The sequence below is a fragment of the Paucibacter sp. B2R-40 genome (assembly GCF_025717555.1).
Taxonomy (GTDB): Bacteria; Pseudomonadota; Gammaproteobacteria; order Burkholderiales; family Burkholderiaceae_C; genus Paucibacter_A.
Genome location: NZ_JAJIRP010000015.1, coordinates 35,527 through 53,516 on the forward strand (window position 1 = coordinate 35,527; position 17,990 = coordinate 53,516).

The window sequence follows — 17,990 nt, forward strand, 5'->3', positions numbered from 1 at the left end:
AAGCGGAATTTTTTAGCAGTATATGGAGCGCTAGGCGCAATGGCACTGACCTTGAGCCTGTCGCTTGGAACTCATGACCGCGCCCAGGCGCAAACCACCGCTGCACTGACCCAGCCTGATCTCGTCCTGGAGGCCCACGACGCCCAGCGCCGCAAAGATCGCAAACGCTTGAGTGCCATCAACGAGCTCGCGCAAGCGCAGCGCCACCCGCTGGCACCTTGGATCGCCTATTGGGAGTTGGGCCTGCGCCTGGGCGAAGTCAGCCAAGCCGAGGTGACGGCTTTTTATGCCCGCTGGCCGGGCACATATGTCGAGGACAGGCTGCGCAATGACTGGCTGCTGGAGTTGGGGCGCAGGCGTGACTGGAAGAACTTCGCCATTGATCATCCGCGTTTCCAGATGCGCGATGACCGCGAGGTGGCCTGCTATGCCTTGCTGATCGAACACCTGAACGGGCGCAATGTGATCGAGCAGGCGCGTTCAAACTGGCTGGCTCAGCGCGACGGCGACGACGGCTGCCAGTTGCTGGCCGCTACCCTGCTCGACGCCAAACAGCTTGGCCAAGCCGATGCTTGGCTGAAGTTGCGCCTGAGCGTCGAGGCGCAGCGTCCGCGCGCCGCCAAACAAGCGGCCAGCCTGCTCGGCAAACCGGTCGAGCTGGCCTTGGCCGAGCTACAAGACAATCCCGCGCGCTACATCAACCGCAAGGCCAAAGGCGGCCCACGCACCCACACCGAATTGGCGAGCTTGGCACTGATGCGCGTCGCGGCCAGTGATCCGGCCCAGGCGGCGGAACTGATGTTCAAGCGCTGGGAGGCCGAATTGCCGCATGATTTGGCCGCCTGGACCTGGGCGCAAATCGGTCGCCAGGCTGCATTCAAACTGCAACCCGAAGCTAACGACTATTTCGAGCGCGCATTCAAGCAGCAGGCCAAACACCAGCAGCAACAGCCGCCCGAATGGAGCAGCGAGACCTGGGCCTGGGCCGCCCGCGCCGCCATGCGCGCCGGCGATTGGCCACAAGTGCTGCGCGTCTTGGGCAAAATGAGCCCGGCCGATCAAGCCGATCCCACCTGGCAGTTCTGGCGGGCGCGGGCGCTGCTGGCAAGTGCTGCCGACGGTGCGCCTGGGGAGGCGATCCGCGCCGAAGCGCGCAGCCTGCTGCAAGCCACCGTTTCACCGCTGACTTTTTATGGCCGCTTGGCCGGCGAGGAACTCGGCCTGACCCTGCAGATGCCCGCCACGCCAAGTCCCTTGACGGCGGCCGAGCGCAAACAAGCTCAAACCCATGCCGGCTTGAACAGCGCGCTGCTGCTGATCGATATCGGCCTGCGCAATGAAGGCGTTAGAGAATGGAACTTCAGCCTTATGCGCATGAGCGACCGCGAGTTGCGCGCCGCAGCCCAAGAGGCCTGCGATCGCGAAATCTGGGATCGCTGCATCAACACCAGCGAGCGCAGCCGCGTTGAGATCGATATGAACCAACGCTTCCCGACGCCGCATCGCCAGCAATTGCTGGCCAAGTCGCGCGAGGTCGGAGTTGACCCGGCCTATGTCTACGGCTTGGTCAGGCAGGAATCGCGTTTTGTGATGGATGCGCGTTCGCATGTCGGCGCCTCGGGTTTGATGCAGGTGATGCCGGCCACCGCGCGCTGGACGGCCAAGAAAATTGGCGCCGAGTTTCGGCCCGAATACATGCTGGAGCGCGACTTCAACATCAAGATTGGCGCCAGCTACTTGAAGCTGGTGCTGGATGACTTTGGCGGTTCGATGGCGATGGCGGCTGCGGCCTATAACGCAGGTCCTGGACGCCCCCGGCGCTGGCGCGAAGGCGCCGTTTTGGAGGCCGCAGTCTGGGCCGAGAACATCCCCTTCAACGAGACCCGTGACTATGTCAAAAAAGTGCTGACCAATTCGGCCCTCTATGCCCAAGTTTTGGGCCTGGACAACACCAGCGTGCGCAAGCGACTGGGTCCGCCAATCGGTCCGCGCGAGAGCAGCCCCAACATCACACCGGAGGAGCAACAATGATGGTGAGCATGACAAATCCGAATATCCTGATTTTGGGCGGCAGTGGTTTCATCGGGCGCAGCCTGTGTGAGCAGCTCATTCGGGCTTACGGCGGGCGCGCTCGCATCACCGTGCCGACGCGTCGCTTGAGCCATGCGCAAGCAATCCAAGGTCTGCCAGGGCTGACCGTGTTGCAGGCCGATGTGCATCAAGCCGGTCAGCTGGAAAGCCTGCTGACCGGCCATGATTTGGTGATCAATCTGATCGCTATTTTGCAAGGCAGCGAGGCCCAGTTTGAGCGCGCGCATGTGGCTTTGCCGCGCCACTTGGCCAAGGTTTGTGCGGCGACTGGCTTGCGCCGCTTGATCCATGTCAGCGCCCTTGGCGTCGCTGACGATGGCCAGCCTGCACCATCGCGCTACTTGCGCTCCAAGGCTGCGGGCGAGGCCGTGTTGCGCGGGGCGAATTTGGACCTGACATTGCTGCGCCCCTCGGTGGTGTTCGGCGCCGGCGACCACTTTGTCAATCTGTTTGCCAAGTTGCAAGCGGTCTTCCCGGTCTTGCCGCTGGCAGGGGCGCACGTCAAATTCCAGCCGGTCTGGGTGGAGGATGTGGCCGCCGCCATCGTCGCCTGCGTGCTTGACGGCAGCACGGCCGGCCAGACCTTCGAGCTGGCCGGGCCACAAGTACTGAGTCTGGCAGACATTGCGCACCTTGCCGGGCAGATCAGCGGCCATGCGCGGCCCATCTTTGCGCTGCCCGCGCCTTTGGCCTGGGCGCAGGCGGTGGCGATGGAATTGATGCCGGGCGAGCCGTTGATGTCACGCGACAATCTTGCATCCATGCGGGTTGCCAATGTCGCCAGCGGCTTGTTGCCGGGGCTTGAAACCTTGGGGCTAAGCCCTCAATCGATTGCCGCCGTCGTACCCAGTTACCTGAGCGCAGGCCAAGGATGTGCTCGCCTGGAGGCTTGGCGGGCGGCAAGGCATTGATGCTCTTGCGACATCAATGCCTTGCATAAACCTCACCCATCAGAGGTCGCCACTTGACTATGCTCAGCCTTCTATTTTTTGAGAGGTGACGGGACATGAAACTCTATATCGGCAACAAAAATTACTCGTCCTGGTCGATGCGGCCCTGGGTGCTGCTGAAGGCCTTCGGCATCCCCTTTGAGGAGGTCAAGCTGCGCTTTGACTTCACGCCGGGTTCGGCTTTTTACCAAGCGCTGAACCCGGTCACACCGACGGCCAAGGTGCCGGTCCTGGTCGAAGACGACGGTTTTGCGGTCTGGGACACCTTGGCGATCACCGAAGCGATCGCCGAGCTGCACCCCGAGCATGCGATCTGGCCGCAAGACGCCCGCCAGCGCGCCCGTGCCCGCAGTCTGTGCGCCGAAATGCATTGCGGTTTTGGCAAGCTGCGCGGTCTGTGTCCGATGAATATCGACGCCGATCTGCGCGAAGTCGGCGCCAAACTGCTGAGCACCGAGCCGGGGCTGCACAGCGACCTGGCGCGCATGGAAGCAATCTGGAGCGAGGCGCTGGCCGCCAGCGGCGGACCCTATCTGTTTGGCGCCTTTGGGGCCACCGACGCCTACTTCGCCCCGGTCGTGATGCGCATCACGCGCTACGGCCTGCCGCTGAGTGCTACGGGCGCGGCCTATGCAAAGGCTGTCGAGCAGCATCCGGCCGTCGCTGCCTGGGTCCAGGATGCCCTCGCCGAGCAGGATTTCCTGGACTTCGAAGAGCCCTATCGGCAACAGGCCTGACCCCATTTCTATCCGCCAAAGACAAAGAGCGCCTCTAGGGCGCTCTTTATTTCACATCCATCGAGCCTTGCGGCCCGATATCTGTTTTATCTAATGCTTAGTCAGCCTTGCGACGGCGGGCCACGAAACCAACAACACCCAGGCCACCCAACAGCAGGGCGTAGGTGGTTGGCTCAGGAACGGCCGTCACGGCGATCGAGCCTGTGAACCCAACGGTAGAGCCGCCAATGGCTTTGCCGGTAACAACAATGGTGTGAACCGTGTTGGTCACGGTTGGCACCAGGTATTGCCAGACGTCAACGCCGAAACCCGGTACGGAGAAATCGATCACCGGAGTGAACAGATTGCCATCAAAGGTCACGCCGGTCACATCGTAACCAGCTCCGGAGAAGTTGGCGGTAACGAAGCTATTCAGCTGAGTGATTGGGCCCAGACCGGTCAGGTCCAAAGTGAAGGTATTGATGGCTTGGTTGCCGCCAAAGCTGCCAGCAAAAGTCGTTGCGTCAATAGGCGACAAGACGATAGGAGTGGCGGCCTGCGCTGCTGCAGCACCGATCACAAACAGAGCCGCAACAGCGGACTTAGCAAAATTCAGTGTCATATTATTTCCCTTGAAGTAGCCGCACCTCAAGTGGAGGCACGAAACTGTTAAAACGCTCAGGTCACAATGTAGCCGCTGCGCCTAGTTCGGGCACCCCCTAGTTGGGGGGGATTCGGCTTATAAATCACTTTAGCGCTTGAATATGACAATATTCCCACTACCGGAGTCTCCGTGAATCAATATTTGGTCGGCGGTGCGGTGCGCGACCGCTTGATGGGCCTGGCCGCCAAAGATCACGACTGGGTCGTCGTCGGAGCCGATCCGCAAGCGATGCTGCGAGCCGGCTATCTACCGGTAGGCCGTGATTTCCCGGTTTTTCTGCATCCGCAGACGCATGAGGAATACGCCTTGGCGCGCACCGAGCGCAAGACCGCCCCCGGTTACCACGGCTTTGACTTTCAGGCTTCACCCGAGGTGACGCTGGAGCAAGACCTGGCGCGGCGTGACCTGACGATCAATGCGATGGCGCAGGACGACGCCGGCACCGTCATCGACCCTTATGGTGGTCAGCAGGATTTGATCGACAAGGTTTTGCGCCATGTTTCGCCGGCCTTTGCCGAGGATCCGGTGCGCATCTTGCGCCTGGCACGCTTCGCGGCACGCTTTGCCGACTTCAGCGTCGCACCCGAAACCCTGGCCTTGATGCGGCAGATGGTGGTGGATGGCGAGGTCGATGCCTTGGTGGCCGAGCGGGTATGGCAGGAATTTGCGCGCGGACTGATGGAGGCCAGGCCATCGAGAATGCTGGAGGTCTTGCGTGACTGCGGCGCGCTGGCGCGACTCAGCCCCGAAGTGGACGCTTTGTTCGGCGTGCCGCAGCCCGAGGCGCATCACCCTGAGATCGACACCGGCGCCCATGTGCTGCTGGTACTGAACCAATGCGCCACCCAGGCCGCGCCGCTGACCGTGCGCTACGCCTGCCTCTGCCACGACCTGGGCAAGGCGCTGACGCCTGCAGAGCTGTTGCCGCGCCACATCGGCCATGAGGGCCGCAGCGTGCCGCTGCTCAAGCGCCTGAGCGAGCGCTGGCGTGTGCCGACCGATTGCCGCGAACTGGCCGAGTTGGTCGCACGCGAGCACACCCATGTCCATCAGAGCGAGGGCTTCAGCGCTGAGGCGCGGCTGCGGCTGCTGGAGCGCTGCGACGCTTGGCGTCGGCCGGAGCGCTTCGAGCAAATGCTCTGGGCCTGCGAATGCGATGCCCGGGGCCGACTGGGCCTGGAGCAGCGCCCTTATCCGCAACGTGAGCGTTTGCAGCGGGACTTGCAGGCGACGCTGGCCGTTGACCTGAGCGCAGTCAGTGCCGCCGCTTTGGCCGAAGGCAAGCGCGGGCCGGCGATTGGGCGGGCCGTGCAGACGGCGCGCCTGAACGCCCTGCTGGCCCTACCAGCCGAACTACAGGCTGTGTGAGCGGTCACCGGCGCTGAAGCCCATAGCGTCAAAACCGTCACCGGTCGCAAAGCCTATGACCTTGAACAACTCGCCCATCTCGTGCTCGGCGATCAATTTGTGCGCCATCACGCGCTCGGCCAAGCTGGCTGTTTCCAATAAAGCCGCCAGGCCGCAGTTGAACAAGAAGTGAGCCTGATTGGTGTAGCCAAGCACAGTCAAACCGGCATCTTGGCCGGCCAGCGCAATGCCACTGAAATTGACATGGGCGGTGATATCTTTTTGCCCCAGCAAGACCAAAGGGTCCGCATCGGCGCGGTGTTCGTGGTGGCACATCAAGGTGCCGCCTGAGCGTTGCGGGTGGTAATACTCGGCCTCGGGGAAACCGTAGTCGATCAGGAACACCGCGCCACGCCGCAAGCTGGCCGCCAATGTACGAACAAAAGCTTCCGCCTGGGCGTGAATTTCGGTCACGGTGCCAGGCGCGAAGTGCAGGACATCCGCCACCGGAGGCAGCGCCGCGCCCGGTCTGTCTGCAAAAGCGAGGGCGCCAGTTTGCTCATCGACGACAACGCCGCGCTCGGCCCAAGCCCGCCCATCAAAAGCCAAGAGCTGCACCGGCATGGCGTCCAGGACTTCGTTGCCCAGCACCACGCCCTCGAAGGCCTCGGGCAGTTGGTCCAGCCAGCGCACCTTGCCGCTCCAGGCGCTCAGGCGCTCGGCTTGGCGCTGGCGCAGGCTGCCGGACAGATCGACGATGTTGTAACTGCTAATTTGCTGGCCTTGCTCGTCAAGTGCCTGCAGCACTTGCGCGGCCAGCGCGCCGGTGCCGGCCCCGAATTCCCACACCTCGTCAGTGGCGGTGGCCGCCAAGGCCTGGCCGACCTGAGCGGCCAGTGCGCGGCCAAACAGGGGTGACATTTCGGGCGCGGTGACAAAGTCGGAGCCCCCCTCTTTGGCGCTGGGCATGAGCCCGAACTTGCGCCGCTGGTTGCTGTAGTAACCCAGACCAGGCGCATACAGCGCCAGCGCCATGAACTGATCAAAGCCCAGCCAACCGCCAGCCTCATTGATGGCCTGGCGTATCTTTTGATCCAGCAGACTGTCGGATTTGCTGACGGTCATGAGCGCTGCACCAACCAATGTTCAAAGGCCTGCGCCGACATCGGCTCGCCGATCATTTCGCCCTGCAGGCCATCGCAACCCCACTCAAGCAACAAGTCGCGTTGCGCGACGCTCCTGACACCCTCGGCACTGACCTGCAGCCCCAGGCCCGAGGCCATCTGAATCACGGCCCGCACAATGGCCGCCGCGCCTTTGTCCGCCGGCAAGGGGGCCACAAAGCTCTGATCGATCTTGAGCTTGTCCAGCGGCAGCCGGGTCAGGTGCGCCAAAGAGGTGTAGCCGGTGCCGAAGTCATCGACCGACACCGTCAGGCCCAAGGCCCGCAAGGCCGCCAGCGTTGCCGGCGCACTGGCAATTTCATCCATCAACATGCGCTCGGTCAGCTCCAGCTCCAGCCAAGCGCCGGGCACACCCACGTCACTCAAGATCTTGGCCACCAACTCGGCGAAACCATCTAGGCGGAACTCCATGCGGGAGAGGTTGACGGCGATGCGCACCGGGGCGATGCCGCTTTGATGCCAGGCACGCGCCTGCTCGGCTGCCGCACGCATCACCCAAGCCCCCAGATCCAACATCAGCCGATGCCGCTCGGCCACGTCGATGAAAGCATCGGGGCCGAGCAGGCCGCGCTGCGGATGCCGCCAGCGCAGCAAAGCCTCGGCCCCAACCAGCGCGCCGGTGGCCGCAGCCACCTGCGGCTGAAAGTACAGCACGAACTCATTGCGTTCGATCGCCTGCACCAATTGACTCTCCAGCACCAACTCCGCATAGGCGCTGTCGGCTTGGCTGGGCTCATAAAAACAATAGCTGGCGCGCCCCTTGGCCTTGGCCAGATACATGGCCATATCGGCATGTTGAATCAGGTCCTCGGCCCTGGCGCCATGGGCCGGATACATCGCCACGCCGATCGACGGCGTGACGGTCAGCACGCAGCCGTCGGCGGTGACCGGCACTTCGACCACGGCCAGCAGCGCCATCAGCACCACCAGCACATCGGAGCGCGACTGCACATCGCCCAGCAGAATGACAAATTCATCGCCACCAAAACGCGCCACCAGATCGGTCGCGCGCAGGCATTCACTGATGCGCTCGGCCACCGTTTTCAAGACCTTGTCGCCTTCCAGATGCCCAAGCGAATCATTGACACGCTTGAAGTTATCCAGGTCGATGAAGAGCAGCGCCAGCTGATGCGGCGCCTGCGCTGCCGCGTAGATCAAGGCCTGCACCTGCTCCATAAAGGCACTACGGTTCAACAAGCCGGTCAGATCATCGTGATGGGCAAGATAATGGATGCGGGCCTGTGCGGCCAGACGCTCGCTGATGTCGCGCACGATCGTCATGCGCAGGCGCTCGCCCTTGCGCACCAAGGTGCGAACGATGAATTCGACCGCAATCCTATGCCCATCCCGGTGCAGCATCGCGGACTCATAGCTGAGCTCATGGCCTGCGCTCATCACCGCGCTGACTTTGGCTCGCTCCTCCGGGCTGACGAAATCCAGCGCGGTTCGCCCGATCAATTCCTGCAGACCGTAGCCCAGCAACTGGCACAGCGGCGGGTTGACGTCAGTAATCAAACCGGCACGGTGAAAGACGATGCCTTCGACCGAGGCCCGCATGAACTTCTCCAGCCGGGCTTCGGACTCAAGCGCCGCGATATCGGACAGATCGCGCGGCGAACTGTCCGATAGCTGCACCAGACATAGGGCCACTTCGCCGTCCGCATCTAACTGAGGAATCAAACTGACCCAAGTCCAACGCCGGGCAGCATCGACAGGCAACAACTCCCGCTCATAGTGGACCGGCAGCCGCTCGTGCAACAGGCGCTCGACATAGGGCTGAATCAACTGCGCTGCCGCCGCACCTATGACCTCGGCAAAGCTCAGGCCCAGCACCGATTGTTCATCGAAGCCAAAAGCCTTCGCATAGGCTTGATTGGCAAACAAACAGCGCAAACTCTTGGCGTCGTACAGCGCCAACAGCATGCCGGCATTGTCGGCGATGAGCCGCAGCCAATGCCCGGCTTGGGCAGGCTGAGGCACGAGCGCTGCGCTCATGGTGGACCCAGCCCTTGCAGCGTCGCCCGCGCCAGGCACAGATCCTCCCAAGCGCGCGCCTTTTCGCCCAGATTTCGCAGCAAATAGCTGGGGGCCAGCGTGACGATCACCGGCGTGCCTTGGTAGTCATGTACACGCCCGCGCAGCCGGCCCAGCGGCTCGCTGCTGCCCAGCAGGGTCTGCACAGCCATACGCCCCATGGCCAAAATGATGCGCGGCTTCAACAATTCGATTTGCCGCGCCAAGAAGGGGTGGCATTGCTGCAACTCCGTCGCACCGGGCGTGCTGCCGGGCGGCGGTCGGCACTTCAAGGCCGAGCTCAGATACACCTGCCGCTCAGGGGGTAAATCGGCATCCGGGCCTGCGTCAATGGACAGATTGATCGCGCGCAACATATTGCCCAGCAACTGGGCGGCCTGGCCGGCAAAGGGCTGGCCTTGCGCATCTTCTTGCTCACCCGGCGCCTCGCCCACGACCAGCCAATGTGCGCTGCTCGGCCCGGCACCAAACACGCTATTGCTGCGCCCAGCGCACAAGCCGCAGGCTCGGCATGCGGCCGCGCTGCTGCGCAACTCGTCCCAGTCCATGTGCGCGATGGCGGGCAAACGCGTCGTCTGAGCGGCAACAGGCGGCTGCACTTCAAGCACCGCAGGTGGCCGCAAAGTCGCCGGCAAGGCCTGCACTGCCGCGACGGCTGGGGGCGCCTCGGCGGGGGCCAACACCGGCTCCGGCTCAGCTGGCAGCGTCGCGACTGGCGACCACACCCGCAAGCCCATCTCGGCCAACATCGCGCGTTGCCGCTCGTCCCAGCTCACGGCGCCACCGCCAAGCTCATCAGCAGCGCATCTTCACGCGGACCCTGCAAGACCGGGTAGTAGGCACGCCGCAGGCCCATCTCAACAAAGCCATAGCGACGATAAACCTCGCGCGCACGCAGGTTGCTGACGCGCACCTCCAACCACAGCTGCGGGCAAGCTTGCTCGCGGCAACTGGCACACAGCGCGTCCAGCATCAAGCGCGCCAAACCCCTGCCCTGCTGCTCCGGCACCACCGAGAGATTGAGCAGATGCATCTCGTCCACGCCCTTCATGGCGAGAAAATAGCCGAGCAAATGAGTCTGTGAATCGCGCAGGGCCGGCACATTGCGCAGCACAAAGGCTTCATAGCCCGCTGCCAGCGAATCTATGAAATTGCCCTCGGTCCAGGGCATTTCATAGACCCGGCGCTCAACTGAAAGTACTTCGGCCACATCCGCGACGCGCATGCGGCTCAAGCGCGAGACTGCGTCCGCCAGCTGGGCGCTCATGGGCTCACGCGCGCCGCCAGACGCTCCGCCGTGGTTTGCGCGACTTTGTCGCGGACATAGACCGGCATCGCTTCAGCTGCATCGACTTGCGCGCCGGCAGCCCAAGCCTGCGCCGCCAAGGTGGCCAAGGCCGCTGCGCGGGATTGGCTGCGGGGCCACAAACGGCAGCTGGGCTGTTCGGCCAGCGCAAGCTGATCGGCAAACACCGCCAGGGCCGAGCCCGCCACGGCCACCGGGGGCTGAACCAGCCACGCGTCGCAAAGACGGGCCGGCGTGTAAAGCGCCGGTTCTACTTCAGTCGACCAAACGCCTAGCCTCCACGCATAGCATGCCGCATAAATTTCGCCCATGCGCGCATCCATGGCCACCCAGACCGAGCCCGTCAGGGCTTGCCCAGCAGTTTCGGCCTGCTGGCGCGCATCTTCGGCAACCAGCATCAAACTATCGATCGCCAGCACCGGCTTCACCGCGCCAAACGCCAAGCCCTGCACCACCGCGCAGGCCGCACGCAAGCCGGTGAACGCGCCGGGACCACGGCCGAACGCAATCGCGTCCACAGCCGCCAAACTCAGACCCGCAGCGGCCAGCAAGGCCAATGCTTCAGGGACCAAACGGGCCGAGGCCTGTGCGCCGCCTTCAGCCTCAAACAGCCAGCGCCCCTCCGGGCTTGTCAGCGCCAGGGCCATTGTTTCGGTCGAACTATCCAGGGCCAGCAATATGCTCATGTCGGCAGTGTAAATGGGGGGCATCCAGAACGAAAAAACCCGGCCGATTTAGCGCGGCCGGGTTCGTTTTCCTTGCAAAGAATCAGAACGGATTGTTGCGGGCGCGGGTGGCCGCCATCCGGCCTATCTGTGAATGCCCGGCTGGCGCATACAAGCGGTCGGTCGCCCATAAATAACTGTTCCAGCTATTGTCTTTGGTGGCCTCAGGCGTCAGAGTCTTGACCGTGCAATCCGGCAAGGCAGGGGTCGTCAGACAGGCCGCATCGGTGAAATTGGAAATACCAAAACTGCTCGGATAGCGTGCAATCACTTGGGTGTTTTCATCGGTCAATACCAAGCCGATCAAGCGGCCATCATTGATGATTTCGACGCGCATTTCGAGATTGAACTCACGCGTCAACTCACTCAAAAAAGCGGGGCGGGTCGAATCCAGCTTGGCGTCCGCAAAAGCCAGCGGCGAGAAACCCATATCCGGCAGCGTCGACAAAATAATCCGCCCATTGGCGTCGGCGAGACGATTGACCTGTGCGCCCAAGGACTTGCCGCGAGCGCGGGCCTCGGCGAGCAAAGCATCCTTGCTTTGTGCCGGGTATCTGGCGTACAGCTCCAAGACGTCATTGACGCCGACCAGCACCGTGATCAGATCACGCGGGCCGATGCCTGAGGCCAGTAAGCTGTCGATCTGCAACTTAACCTCGGCCACCTTGGCACCCGCCTGCGCACGTATCAGCCCTTGCGGCGCGGCCACCTTGTTCGGGTTGCATTCGGCAAATACCAGGCCGAAGGACGAAGCCAATGTCTGCACCCAAATCGGGTTGTTCTCGCATTCCAACGCGCCGGTCGTGGCATTCAGAAAATTGACTGTGTGCTTCTTGCCCTCGGGCGTGATCAAGCTCGACTCGTCACCAAGCGCAATGATGCGGGCAGGGTTGAAGGGCTCGATCTGTTCGGTGCCGCCGCCACAGGCTGCCAGTACGCCCAAGGTGGACAAGGCGGCCAAGGCCAACAAGGCACGACCGTAGCGGCTTGCGCTACGCTGAATACTCTTCATGAAAACTCCGTCCAATAATTCCAAAACTCAAGCCTAGGCTTCAAACGCCGCTGCAGCACGGGTCAGCCGATCCCTGACCCCATCCCACTCATTGCCAGGCGGCGGCAATTCAATCCAAATTTCTTGTGCGCCGGCCGAGTCCAAGTCGCGCAGCGCGGCAAACAACTGTTGCGCAGCCGCAAGCGCATCCGCCGGCATCTGCCGCCTCAGACTCACCTTGGCAGCATCCACCGTACGGGAATATACCGCCAGGCCCAAAGGGAGCGGCCGCGCCAACAGCGCCGCCAAGTCTTGCGTACTGTGCAGGCGCACTGTGGCGCGCGGCGCGTAATGGGCGACCAAGGTCCCGGAGGCTCGCGGCGCTTGAGCGTCGGCGGACTGCAAGCCTTGGCCCAGGGCCGCCTCGATCTGCGCCAGCGTCAACACGCCTGGACGCAACAAAACCGCGCCTCCCCGGCTGCAATCGACGATGCTGGACTCGATGCCGACGGTGCATTCGCCGCCATCCAAGACCAGCAAATCGGACTCAAATTCGCTCACGACATGCTGCGCCTGGGTCGGGCTGACACGACCAAAGCGGTTCGCACTGGGCGCCGCCACGCCGAGCACGCCCTGTGCTCGCGCTGCCGCCAGCAAGGCGCGGGCCACCGGGTGTGCGGGGCAACGCAGGCCGATGCTGTTTTGTCCGCCGGCTGCAGCTGCAGCCATCAAGGGTGCTCGCGGCACGATCACCGTCAGCGGACCGGGCCAGAACGCATCCATCAAACGCTTGGCCAAAGCTGGCATCTCAGAGCTGAAGGCGGCAGCATCGGCTGCGTCCAGCACATGCACGATCAGTGGGTGATCGGAAGGCCGGCCCTTGGCGGCAAAAATCTTCGCCACTGCGGCGTCGTCATCGGCGCGCGCGCCCAAGCCGTAGACCGTTTCGGTCGGCAAGGCAACCAATTCACCGACCGCCAAGCGAGTAGCAGCCAAGGCAATGGCTTGAGGATCAGCGCCGTTCAGCAACATTTCAACAGACTCAAAAAATCACCACGCAATCGACAAACCCAGCAAAGCGGCGGCTCGCCGCGCGGTGCTTTCGGCTTGCTCAGGCGTGCCTGCAGTGATGTTCAGATGGCCCATCTTGCGACCAGGCCTGGCATTGGCCTTGCCATAGAGATGCAGATGCGTACCGGGCAAGGCCAGCACTTGGTCCCACGCCGGTGTGCGCTCGACACCGGGAGCGGCGCCCTGCGCCGGGCCGCCCCCAAGCAGGGCTGCGCCCCCTCGGGGGGCAGGCTGCGTACCCGCAGCCGTTGGGGCTTGCTCCATAAACCACAAATCACCGAGCAGATTCAGCATCACCGTCGGCGAATGCAAGCGCGGCTGCGTCAGCGGCAGGCCAGCCATCGCGCGCACCTGCAAGTCAAACTGCGACAGATCGCAGGCATTCATCGTGTAGTGCCCCGAGTTGTGCGGGCGTGGCGCCATCTCGTTGACGATCAGGCGGCCGTCTTGCAGCACAAAGAACTCCACACAGAGCACGCCGACATAGTTCATTGACGCCGCAATGCGTGCGGCCGAGGCCAAGGCTTGAGCCTGCAATTCCTGGCTGACATCTGGAGCCGGCACTTGCGTGACGGCCAGGATGCCGTCGATATGCAGATTCTGCTGAACCGGGAACTGGACGATGTCGCCTCGGTCGCTGCGGGCGCTGATGACCGAGATCTCCAGCGCCAGCGGCAGCATCTGTTCCAACACACAGCGGACCTGTTTGAGCTCGGCCCAGGCGGCAGCCAAGTCGGAGCGGCTGCGCACCCGCACCTGGCCCTTGCCGTCGTAGCCCATGGTGGCGGTCTTCAGGATGCCCGGCAGCAAGTCATCGCCGACGGCCAGCAAATCGGCCTCGGTGGTGATCACCGCATAAGGCGCGCAAGCGACTGCACTGGCCGCAAAATGGGCTTTCTCGGCGGCGCGGTCCTGGCAAATCGCGACCGACGCGCCGGCCGGCGCCACAAACCTTGTCTGCGCCAATTGCTCCAAGGCCTCGGCCGGCACGTTCTCGAATTCGGTCGTGATGGCCGCGCATTGCTGCGCCAATTGATTCAGCCCGTTTGGGTCCAGATAGTCGGCGCGGATATGTTGGTGGGCAACCAGCCCGGCCGGGCTGTCGGTATCCGGGTCCAAGACCACGGTGCGAAAGCCCAGGCTTTGCGCGGCGTGCACGAACATGCGGCCCAACTGGCCGCCGCCCATCACGCCCAGGCTCGATTCACCCGGCAGCAAGGTCGCCCGCATCAGATCAATTCCTGCGTCATGGCGCGGGCCGCCTCGGTCTGGCGAGCCCGGTAAGCGGTCAATCGCGCGCGCAAATCGGCGTCGTGATTGGCCAGCATCGCGACGGCAAACAATGCCGCATTGCCCGCGCCGGCATTGCCGATTGCAAAGGTCGCCACCGGAATGCCCTTGGGCATCTGCACAATCGAGTGCAAGGAATCAACCCCTTGCAGATGGCGGCTGGCAACCGGCACGCCCAGCACCGGCACCTCGGTCTTGGCAGCCAACATGCCCGGCAAATGCGCGGCACCGCCGGCGCCGGCGATGATGGCCTGCAGGCCACGCGCGGCCGCAGCCTCGGCGTAGGCGAACATATCGTCGGGCATGCGGTGGGCTGACACCACCCGCGCCTCAAAGGCGATACCGAACTCGGCGAGAATATCGGTCGCATGCTTCATGGTGTCCCAGTCACTGCTGGAACCCATCACCACGCCGACCAAAGGAGTTGCTGCTGCTATGTTCATTGAGACGCTCGGCAAGTCCTATACGCTTGTATGGCTCGCTTGCAAGACTAGAAAGCCTTGAATTGTAGGCGGCGAGCGCCATTTGCTCGCCATTCCCCCGTTTGCTCGGACACCGACCCGCCAAAAGTACCCGCCGCCATGATCGACATCACGCTACAAAACTTCGAAACCGAACTGATCAACGGCTCCATGCAGCAGCCGATGCTGTTGGACATTTGGGCCCCCTGGTGCGGCCCCTGCCGCACACTCGGCCCGCTGCTGGAGAAGCTGGAAGTCGCCTATGCGGGCCGCTTCAAGCTGGCCAAGGTGAATGCCGATGAGGTGCCCGAAATCTCCACCCAGCTGAGCCAGATGTTCGGCGTGCGCAGCATTCCGTTTTGCGTGATGTTTGTCGGCGGCCAACCGGTCGACGGCTTCGTCGGCGCGGTGCCCGAGGCGCAAATCCGCGAATTCCTCGACAAGCATGTGCCCGCCGGTGAGGTCTTGGAGGCACAAGAAGAAGTCGCCGAGGCCGAGGACTTGATGGCAGAGGGTGACCTCGAAGCCGCGCTGAGCAAGCTGCAAAGCGCCTTGGAAACCGATCCTGCCAATGAATTGGCGCGATTTGACTATGTGAGGGCCTTGCTGGAGTTGGGTCTGTTGGCGGACGCCAAGGCTGCTTTTGAGCCGGTGGCAGCCAAAGCCGTGGACAGCATCACGCCGCACGCCCGCTTCGCCGCGCTGGGTCATTGGCTGGCCGCTTGCGAGCGCGCCGCTGCCGGCTTGAATGGCGCCGAATTGCAAGCGGCCATCGCGACCAATAAGCGCGACTTCGATGCCCGCTTTGCACTCGCGCAGGGCCTGTTTGCCCGCCAGAACTTCACCGAAGCGATGGACGAATTGCTGGAAATCATCATGCGCGACAAGGCCTGGAACAACGGCTTGGCGCGCAAGACCTATGTCGCCATCCTGGAGCTGTTGAGCAAACCGGCGCCTAAAGCGGCGGCCACCGAGCCCAAGGGCACCCTGGAGCTAGCCGGTCAAGCGGCGGTGGTTGCACGCGACCCGCTGCTGGATCAGTACCGCCGCAAGCTGAGCATGGCGCTCAACTGAATTTCAGCGCGGCCGCAAGCCGGACTGACTCAAGGCTTGAGCCCAGACTCGCTGCTGCTCAGCGAACTCAAGCCAGCAGTTCGTGGCTTGATCTTCATGCTTGGCCGCCGCCGTCGTTTCACCCAGCGCAGCAAAGACCTGCGCCAAACGGCTGTGGGTGGCGGCTCTGTCGTCCATATCGCTGAGCCCATCCAACTCAGACTCGGCCTCGCGGGCCTGTTGCAAGCCCAACTCCAACTGCCCAAGTTGGACCCTGCACCAGGCCAGATCGGCCAACAAGCTACTACCCCAGCGGGCCAGGCCGGTCACCATGGTCTGCGGTAAATGAGCTTCAAACAGGCTGCGGGCTTGGCTGTAGTCACCCTCCACGGTCAGAATTTGTGCACGCAAGACGGGCGTCAGTTCCGACAGCACCGCCCCCCCCACTGCGGCGTCGTAATGCCTGATCGAGTCGGCCCCGAGCAAAAGCCCCAAGCCCTGCACCAAGCCTTGGGACAGAGCGTCGCGGCGCACCTGCGCCGTGCGAGTCGCGGCCATGTTGTACATCAGCGCCGACAGCGACGCGTCATCGCCCTCGGCCTGCGCATGAGCGCGGGCCTTGGCATACCAATCGCGCGACAAGTCTGCACGGCCGGTCAGATCATGTGCCAACGCCAGCACGGTGCAAAGCCGAAACCGTGCATCATGATCGTCAGGCCTGGCCCTTGCATCGCAATCTGCCGCCTGCGCCAGCATCTCTGGCAGATCGTGGCGCAGATAGGCAAACTGCGCCAACCAAGCCGAACACAAAGACTCCAACTCGTTCAACGCTGCAGCCTTGGCCATCGCTTGCGCGCGCGCGACCTTCTCCTGCGCAGCGCTGCTGAAGTCGGTGTAATAGCTCATCAGCCCCTCGGCGTAATGCAGCCAGGCCGCAATCTCGGGGTGAGGATGTTGAAAGGCCAGCAGATGCAAAGCCGTCAATTCCTCGCGGCCTTGGCTCATATGCCCATGCCGCACCCGCAGCACGGCGCGCTGTACTTGCAAGCTCGCGCTCTGGGTGGCGCCAGCCGCCGCCGCGATTTCGGCATCTAACCGTTTCAGCAGGCGGCTTTTGATACTCATGCCTGGGTCAAGCGCTGCAGAGCTTCTAGGTATTTGGCTGCCGTGTTGGCGATCACCGCGTCCGGCAAGGCTGGCGCCGGCGCGGTCTTGCCCCAGGGCTTGCCGTCCACTTCGGCCTGCTCCAGCCAGTCGCGCACAAACTGCTTGTCATAGCTGGGCGGATTGATGCCGACCTGGTAGCTTTCGACCGGCCAGTAGCGCGAGGAGTCGGGCGTCAAGACCTCGTCCATCAGCGTCAGCGTGCCGTCGGCATCCAGGCCAAACTCGAACTTGGTGTCGGCAATGATGATGCCTTTGGTCAATGCAAAGTCGGCGGCACGTTTGTAGAGCTGGATCGAGATGTCGCGCACGCGGGTGGCCAGATCCTGGCCGATGATGCCGACCATCACGTCAAAGGATATGTTCTCGTCATGGTCGCCCATCTCGGCCTTGGTGGCGGGCGTGAAGATCGGCTCGGGCAGTTTGGAGGCGTTTTGCAAACCGGCCGGCAGTTTGACGCCGCAGACTTCGCCCTTGTCCTTGTACTCGGCCCAGCCGCTGCCAGCCAGATAGCCACGCACCACCGCCTCGACCGGCAGCGGCTTCAGGCGCTTGACCAGCATGGCCCGGTCTTTAACCTGAGCTTTTTCGGCCTCGCTGCTGACCGCCGACATGGGATCATCTCCAGTCAGATGGTTAGGCACGATGCCGTCCAGCTTGGCAAACCAGAACAGCGCCATCTGCGTCAGCAAAGCACCCTTACCTGGAATCGGCTCGCCCATGATGACGTCAAAGGCTGACAAGCGGTCGCTGGCGATCATCAGGATGCGGTCTTCGCCAACGGCGTAGTTCTCGCGCACCTTGCCGCGGGCAATCAGGGGCAAGGAGGTGATCGTGGAGTTCAATAAGGCTGCGGTCATGACGGTCATCCGTTGGGTAGGGCGCGATTTTAGGCGGCAATCCACGCATAAAAAAACCCGCCGGGCACAAACCGAGCGGGTTG

General features: G+C 63.0%; 17 protein-coding genes. 5 read left to right on the top strand and 12 right to left on the bottom strand.

The genetic code is table 11. From position 1 onward, the window contains the following. Positions 1-39 precede the first annotated feature (39 nt). The 3 genes from LNV09_RS23230 to LNV09_RS23240 all read left to right on the top strand — a co-directional run bounded on the left by LNV09_RS23230 (position 40) and on the right by LNV09_RS23240 (position 3,778). Positions 40-2,031, top strand: coding sequence for a lytic transglycosylase domain-containing protein (locus tag LNV09_RS23230; RefSeq protein WP_263559444.1), 1,992 nt, complete (start codon positions 40-42; stop codon positions 2,029-2,031). Continuing rightward, positions 2,031-3,002, top strand: coding sequence for a complex I NDUFA9 subunit family protein (locus LNV09_RS23235; RefSeq protein ID WP_318023320.1), 972 nt, complete (start codon positions 2,031-2,033; stop codon positions 3,000-3,002). The genes LNV09_RS23230 and LNV09_RS23235 overlap by 1 nt, the downstream gene beginning before the upstream one ends. A gap of 95 nt (positions 3,003-3,097) precedes the next feature. Next, positions 3,098-3,778, top strand: coding sequence for a glutathione S-transferase family protein (locus LNV09_RS23240; RefSeq protein ID WP_263559445.1), 681 nt, complete (start codon positions 3,098-3,100; stop codon positions 3,776-3,778). Positions 3,779-3,875: 97 nt separating this feature from the next. On the opposite strand, the gene LNV09_RS23245 is transcribed toward LNV09_RS23240, so the two are convergent. Further along, positions 3,876-4,379, bottom strand: a complete 504-nt coding sequence (locus LNV09_RS23245) for an FxDxF family PEP-CTERM protein (protein ID WP_263559446.1) — start codon at positions 4,377-4,379, stop codon at positions 3,876-3,878. A 171-nt stretch (positions 4,380-4,550) separates the two neighbouring features. Between LNV09_RS23245 and LNV09_RS23250 the strand changes: the two genes are divergently transcribed. Continuing rightward, positions 4,551-5,789, top strand: coding sequence for a multifunctional CCA addition/repair protein (locus LNV09_RS23250; RefSeq protein WP_263559447.1), 1,239 nt, complete (start codon positions 4,551-4,553; stop codon positions 5,787-5,789). On the opposite strand, the gene LNV09_RS23255 is transcribed toward LNV09_RS23250, so the two are convergent. The 9 genes from LNV09_RS23255 to purE all read right to left on the bottom strand — a co-directional run bounded on the left by LNV09_RS23255 (position 5,775) and on the right by purE (position 14,812). Next, positions 5,775-6,893, bottom strand: a complete 1,119-nt coding sequence (locus tag LNV09_RS23255) for a class I SAM-dependent methyltransferase (protein WP_263559448.1) — start codon at positions 6,891-6,893, stop codon at positions 5,775-5,777. The two genes, LNV09_RS23250 and LNV09_RS23255, sit on opposite strands and share 15 nt — an antisense overlap. Beyond that, positions 6,890-8,947: a sensor domain-containing protein gene (locus tag LNV09_RS23260; protein WP_263559449.1), complete on the bottom strand. Its 2,058-nt coding sequence runs from the start codon at positions 8,945-8,947 to the stop codon at positions 6,890-6,892. The genes LNV09_RS23255 and LNV09_RS23260 overlap by 4 nt, the downstream gene beginning before the upstream one ends. After that, complete coding sequence (locus LNV09_RS23265; protein ID WP_263559450.1) at positions 8,944-9,762, bottom strand: uracil-DNA glycosylase; 819 nt, start codon at positions 9,760-9,762, stop codon at positions 8,944-8,946. The genes LNV09_RS23260 and LNV09_RS23265 overlap by 4 nt, the downstream gene beginning before the upstream one ends. Beyond that, on the bottom strand, positions 9,759-10,253 hold the full coding sequence (rimI, locus tag LNV09_RS23270) for a ribosomal protein S18-alanine N-acetyltransferase (protein WP_263559451.1): 495 nt from the start codon (positions 10,251-10,253) through the stop codon (positions 9,759-9,761). Before rimI ends, LNV09_RS23265 begins: the two co-directional genes overlap by 4 nt. Next, positions 10,250-10,978 carry a tRNA (adenosine(37)-N6)-threonylcarbamoyltransferase complex dimerization subunit type 1 TsaB gene (tsaB, locus tag LNV09_RS23275; protein ID WP_263559452.1) on the bottom strand — a complete coding sequence of 243 codons (729 nt, stop codon included), beginning with the start codon at positions 10,976-10,978 and terminating at the stop codon, positions 10,250-10,252. The genes rimI and tsaB overlap by 4 nt, the downstream gene beginning before the upstream one ends. 82 nt (positions 10,979-11,060) lie before the next feature. Beyond that, entirely contained in the window at positions 11,061-12,029 is a 969-nt protein-coding gene (locus tag LNV09_RS23280; RefSeq protein ID WP_263559453.1) for an SGNH/GDSL hydrolase family protein, read from the bottom strand. A gap of 33 nt (positions 12,030-12,062) precedes the next feature. Continuing rightward, positions 12,063-13,040, bottom strand: coding sequence for an L-threonylcarbamoyladenylate synthase (locus LNV09_RS23285; protein ID WP_263559454.1), 978 nt, complete (start codon positions 13,038-13,040; stop codon positions 12,063-12,065). A gap of 18 nt (positions 13,041-13,058) precedes the next feature. Then, complete coding sequence (locus LNV09_RS23290; protein ID WP_263559455.1) at positions 13,059-14,309, bottom strand: 5-(carboxyamino)imidazole ribonucleotide synthase; 1,251 nt, start codon at positions 14,307-14,309, stop codon at positions 13,059-13,061. After that, positions 14,309-14,812: a 5-(carboxyamino)imidazole ribonucleotide mutase gene (purE, locus tag LNV09_RS23295; protein WP_263559456.1), complete on the bottom strand. Its 504-nt coding sequence runs from the start codon at positions 14,810-14,812 to the stop codon at positions 14,309-14,311. The genes LNV09_RS23290 and purE overlap by 1 nt, the downstream gene beginning before the upstream one ends. 138 nt (positions 14,813-14,950) lie before the next feature. Here purE and LNV09_RS23300 point away from each other — a divergent pair, with 138 nt between their 5' ends. Beyond that, on the top strand, positions 14,951-15,904 hold the full coding sequence (locus LNV09_RS23300) for a tetratricopeptide repeat protein (RefSeq protein ID WP_263559457.1): 954 nt from the start codon (positions 14,951-14,953) through the stop codon (positions 15,902-15,904). 3 nt (positions 15,905-15,907) lie between these two features. Here the strand turns inward: LNV09_RS23300 and LNV09_RS23305 are convergent, their stop codons facing one another. Together LNV09_RS23305 and LNV09_RS23310 are read right to left on the bottom strand one after the other, a co-directional pair. After that, complete coding sequence (locus tag LNV09_RS23305) at positions 15,908-17,008, bottom strand: hypothetical protein (protein WP_263559458.1); 1,101 nt, start codon at positions 17,006-17,008, stop codon at positions 15,908-15,910. Then, entirely contained in the window at positions 17,005-17,907 is a 903-nt protein-coding gene (locus tag LNV09_RS23310; RefSeq protein ID WP_263559459.1) for a phosphoribosylaminoimidazolesuccinocarboxamide synthase, read from the bottom strand. Before LNV09_RS23310 ends, LNV09_RS23305 begins: the two co-directional genes overlap by 4 nt. Positions 17,908-17,990: the final 83 nt, after the last annotated feature.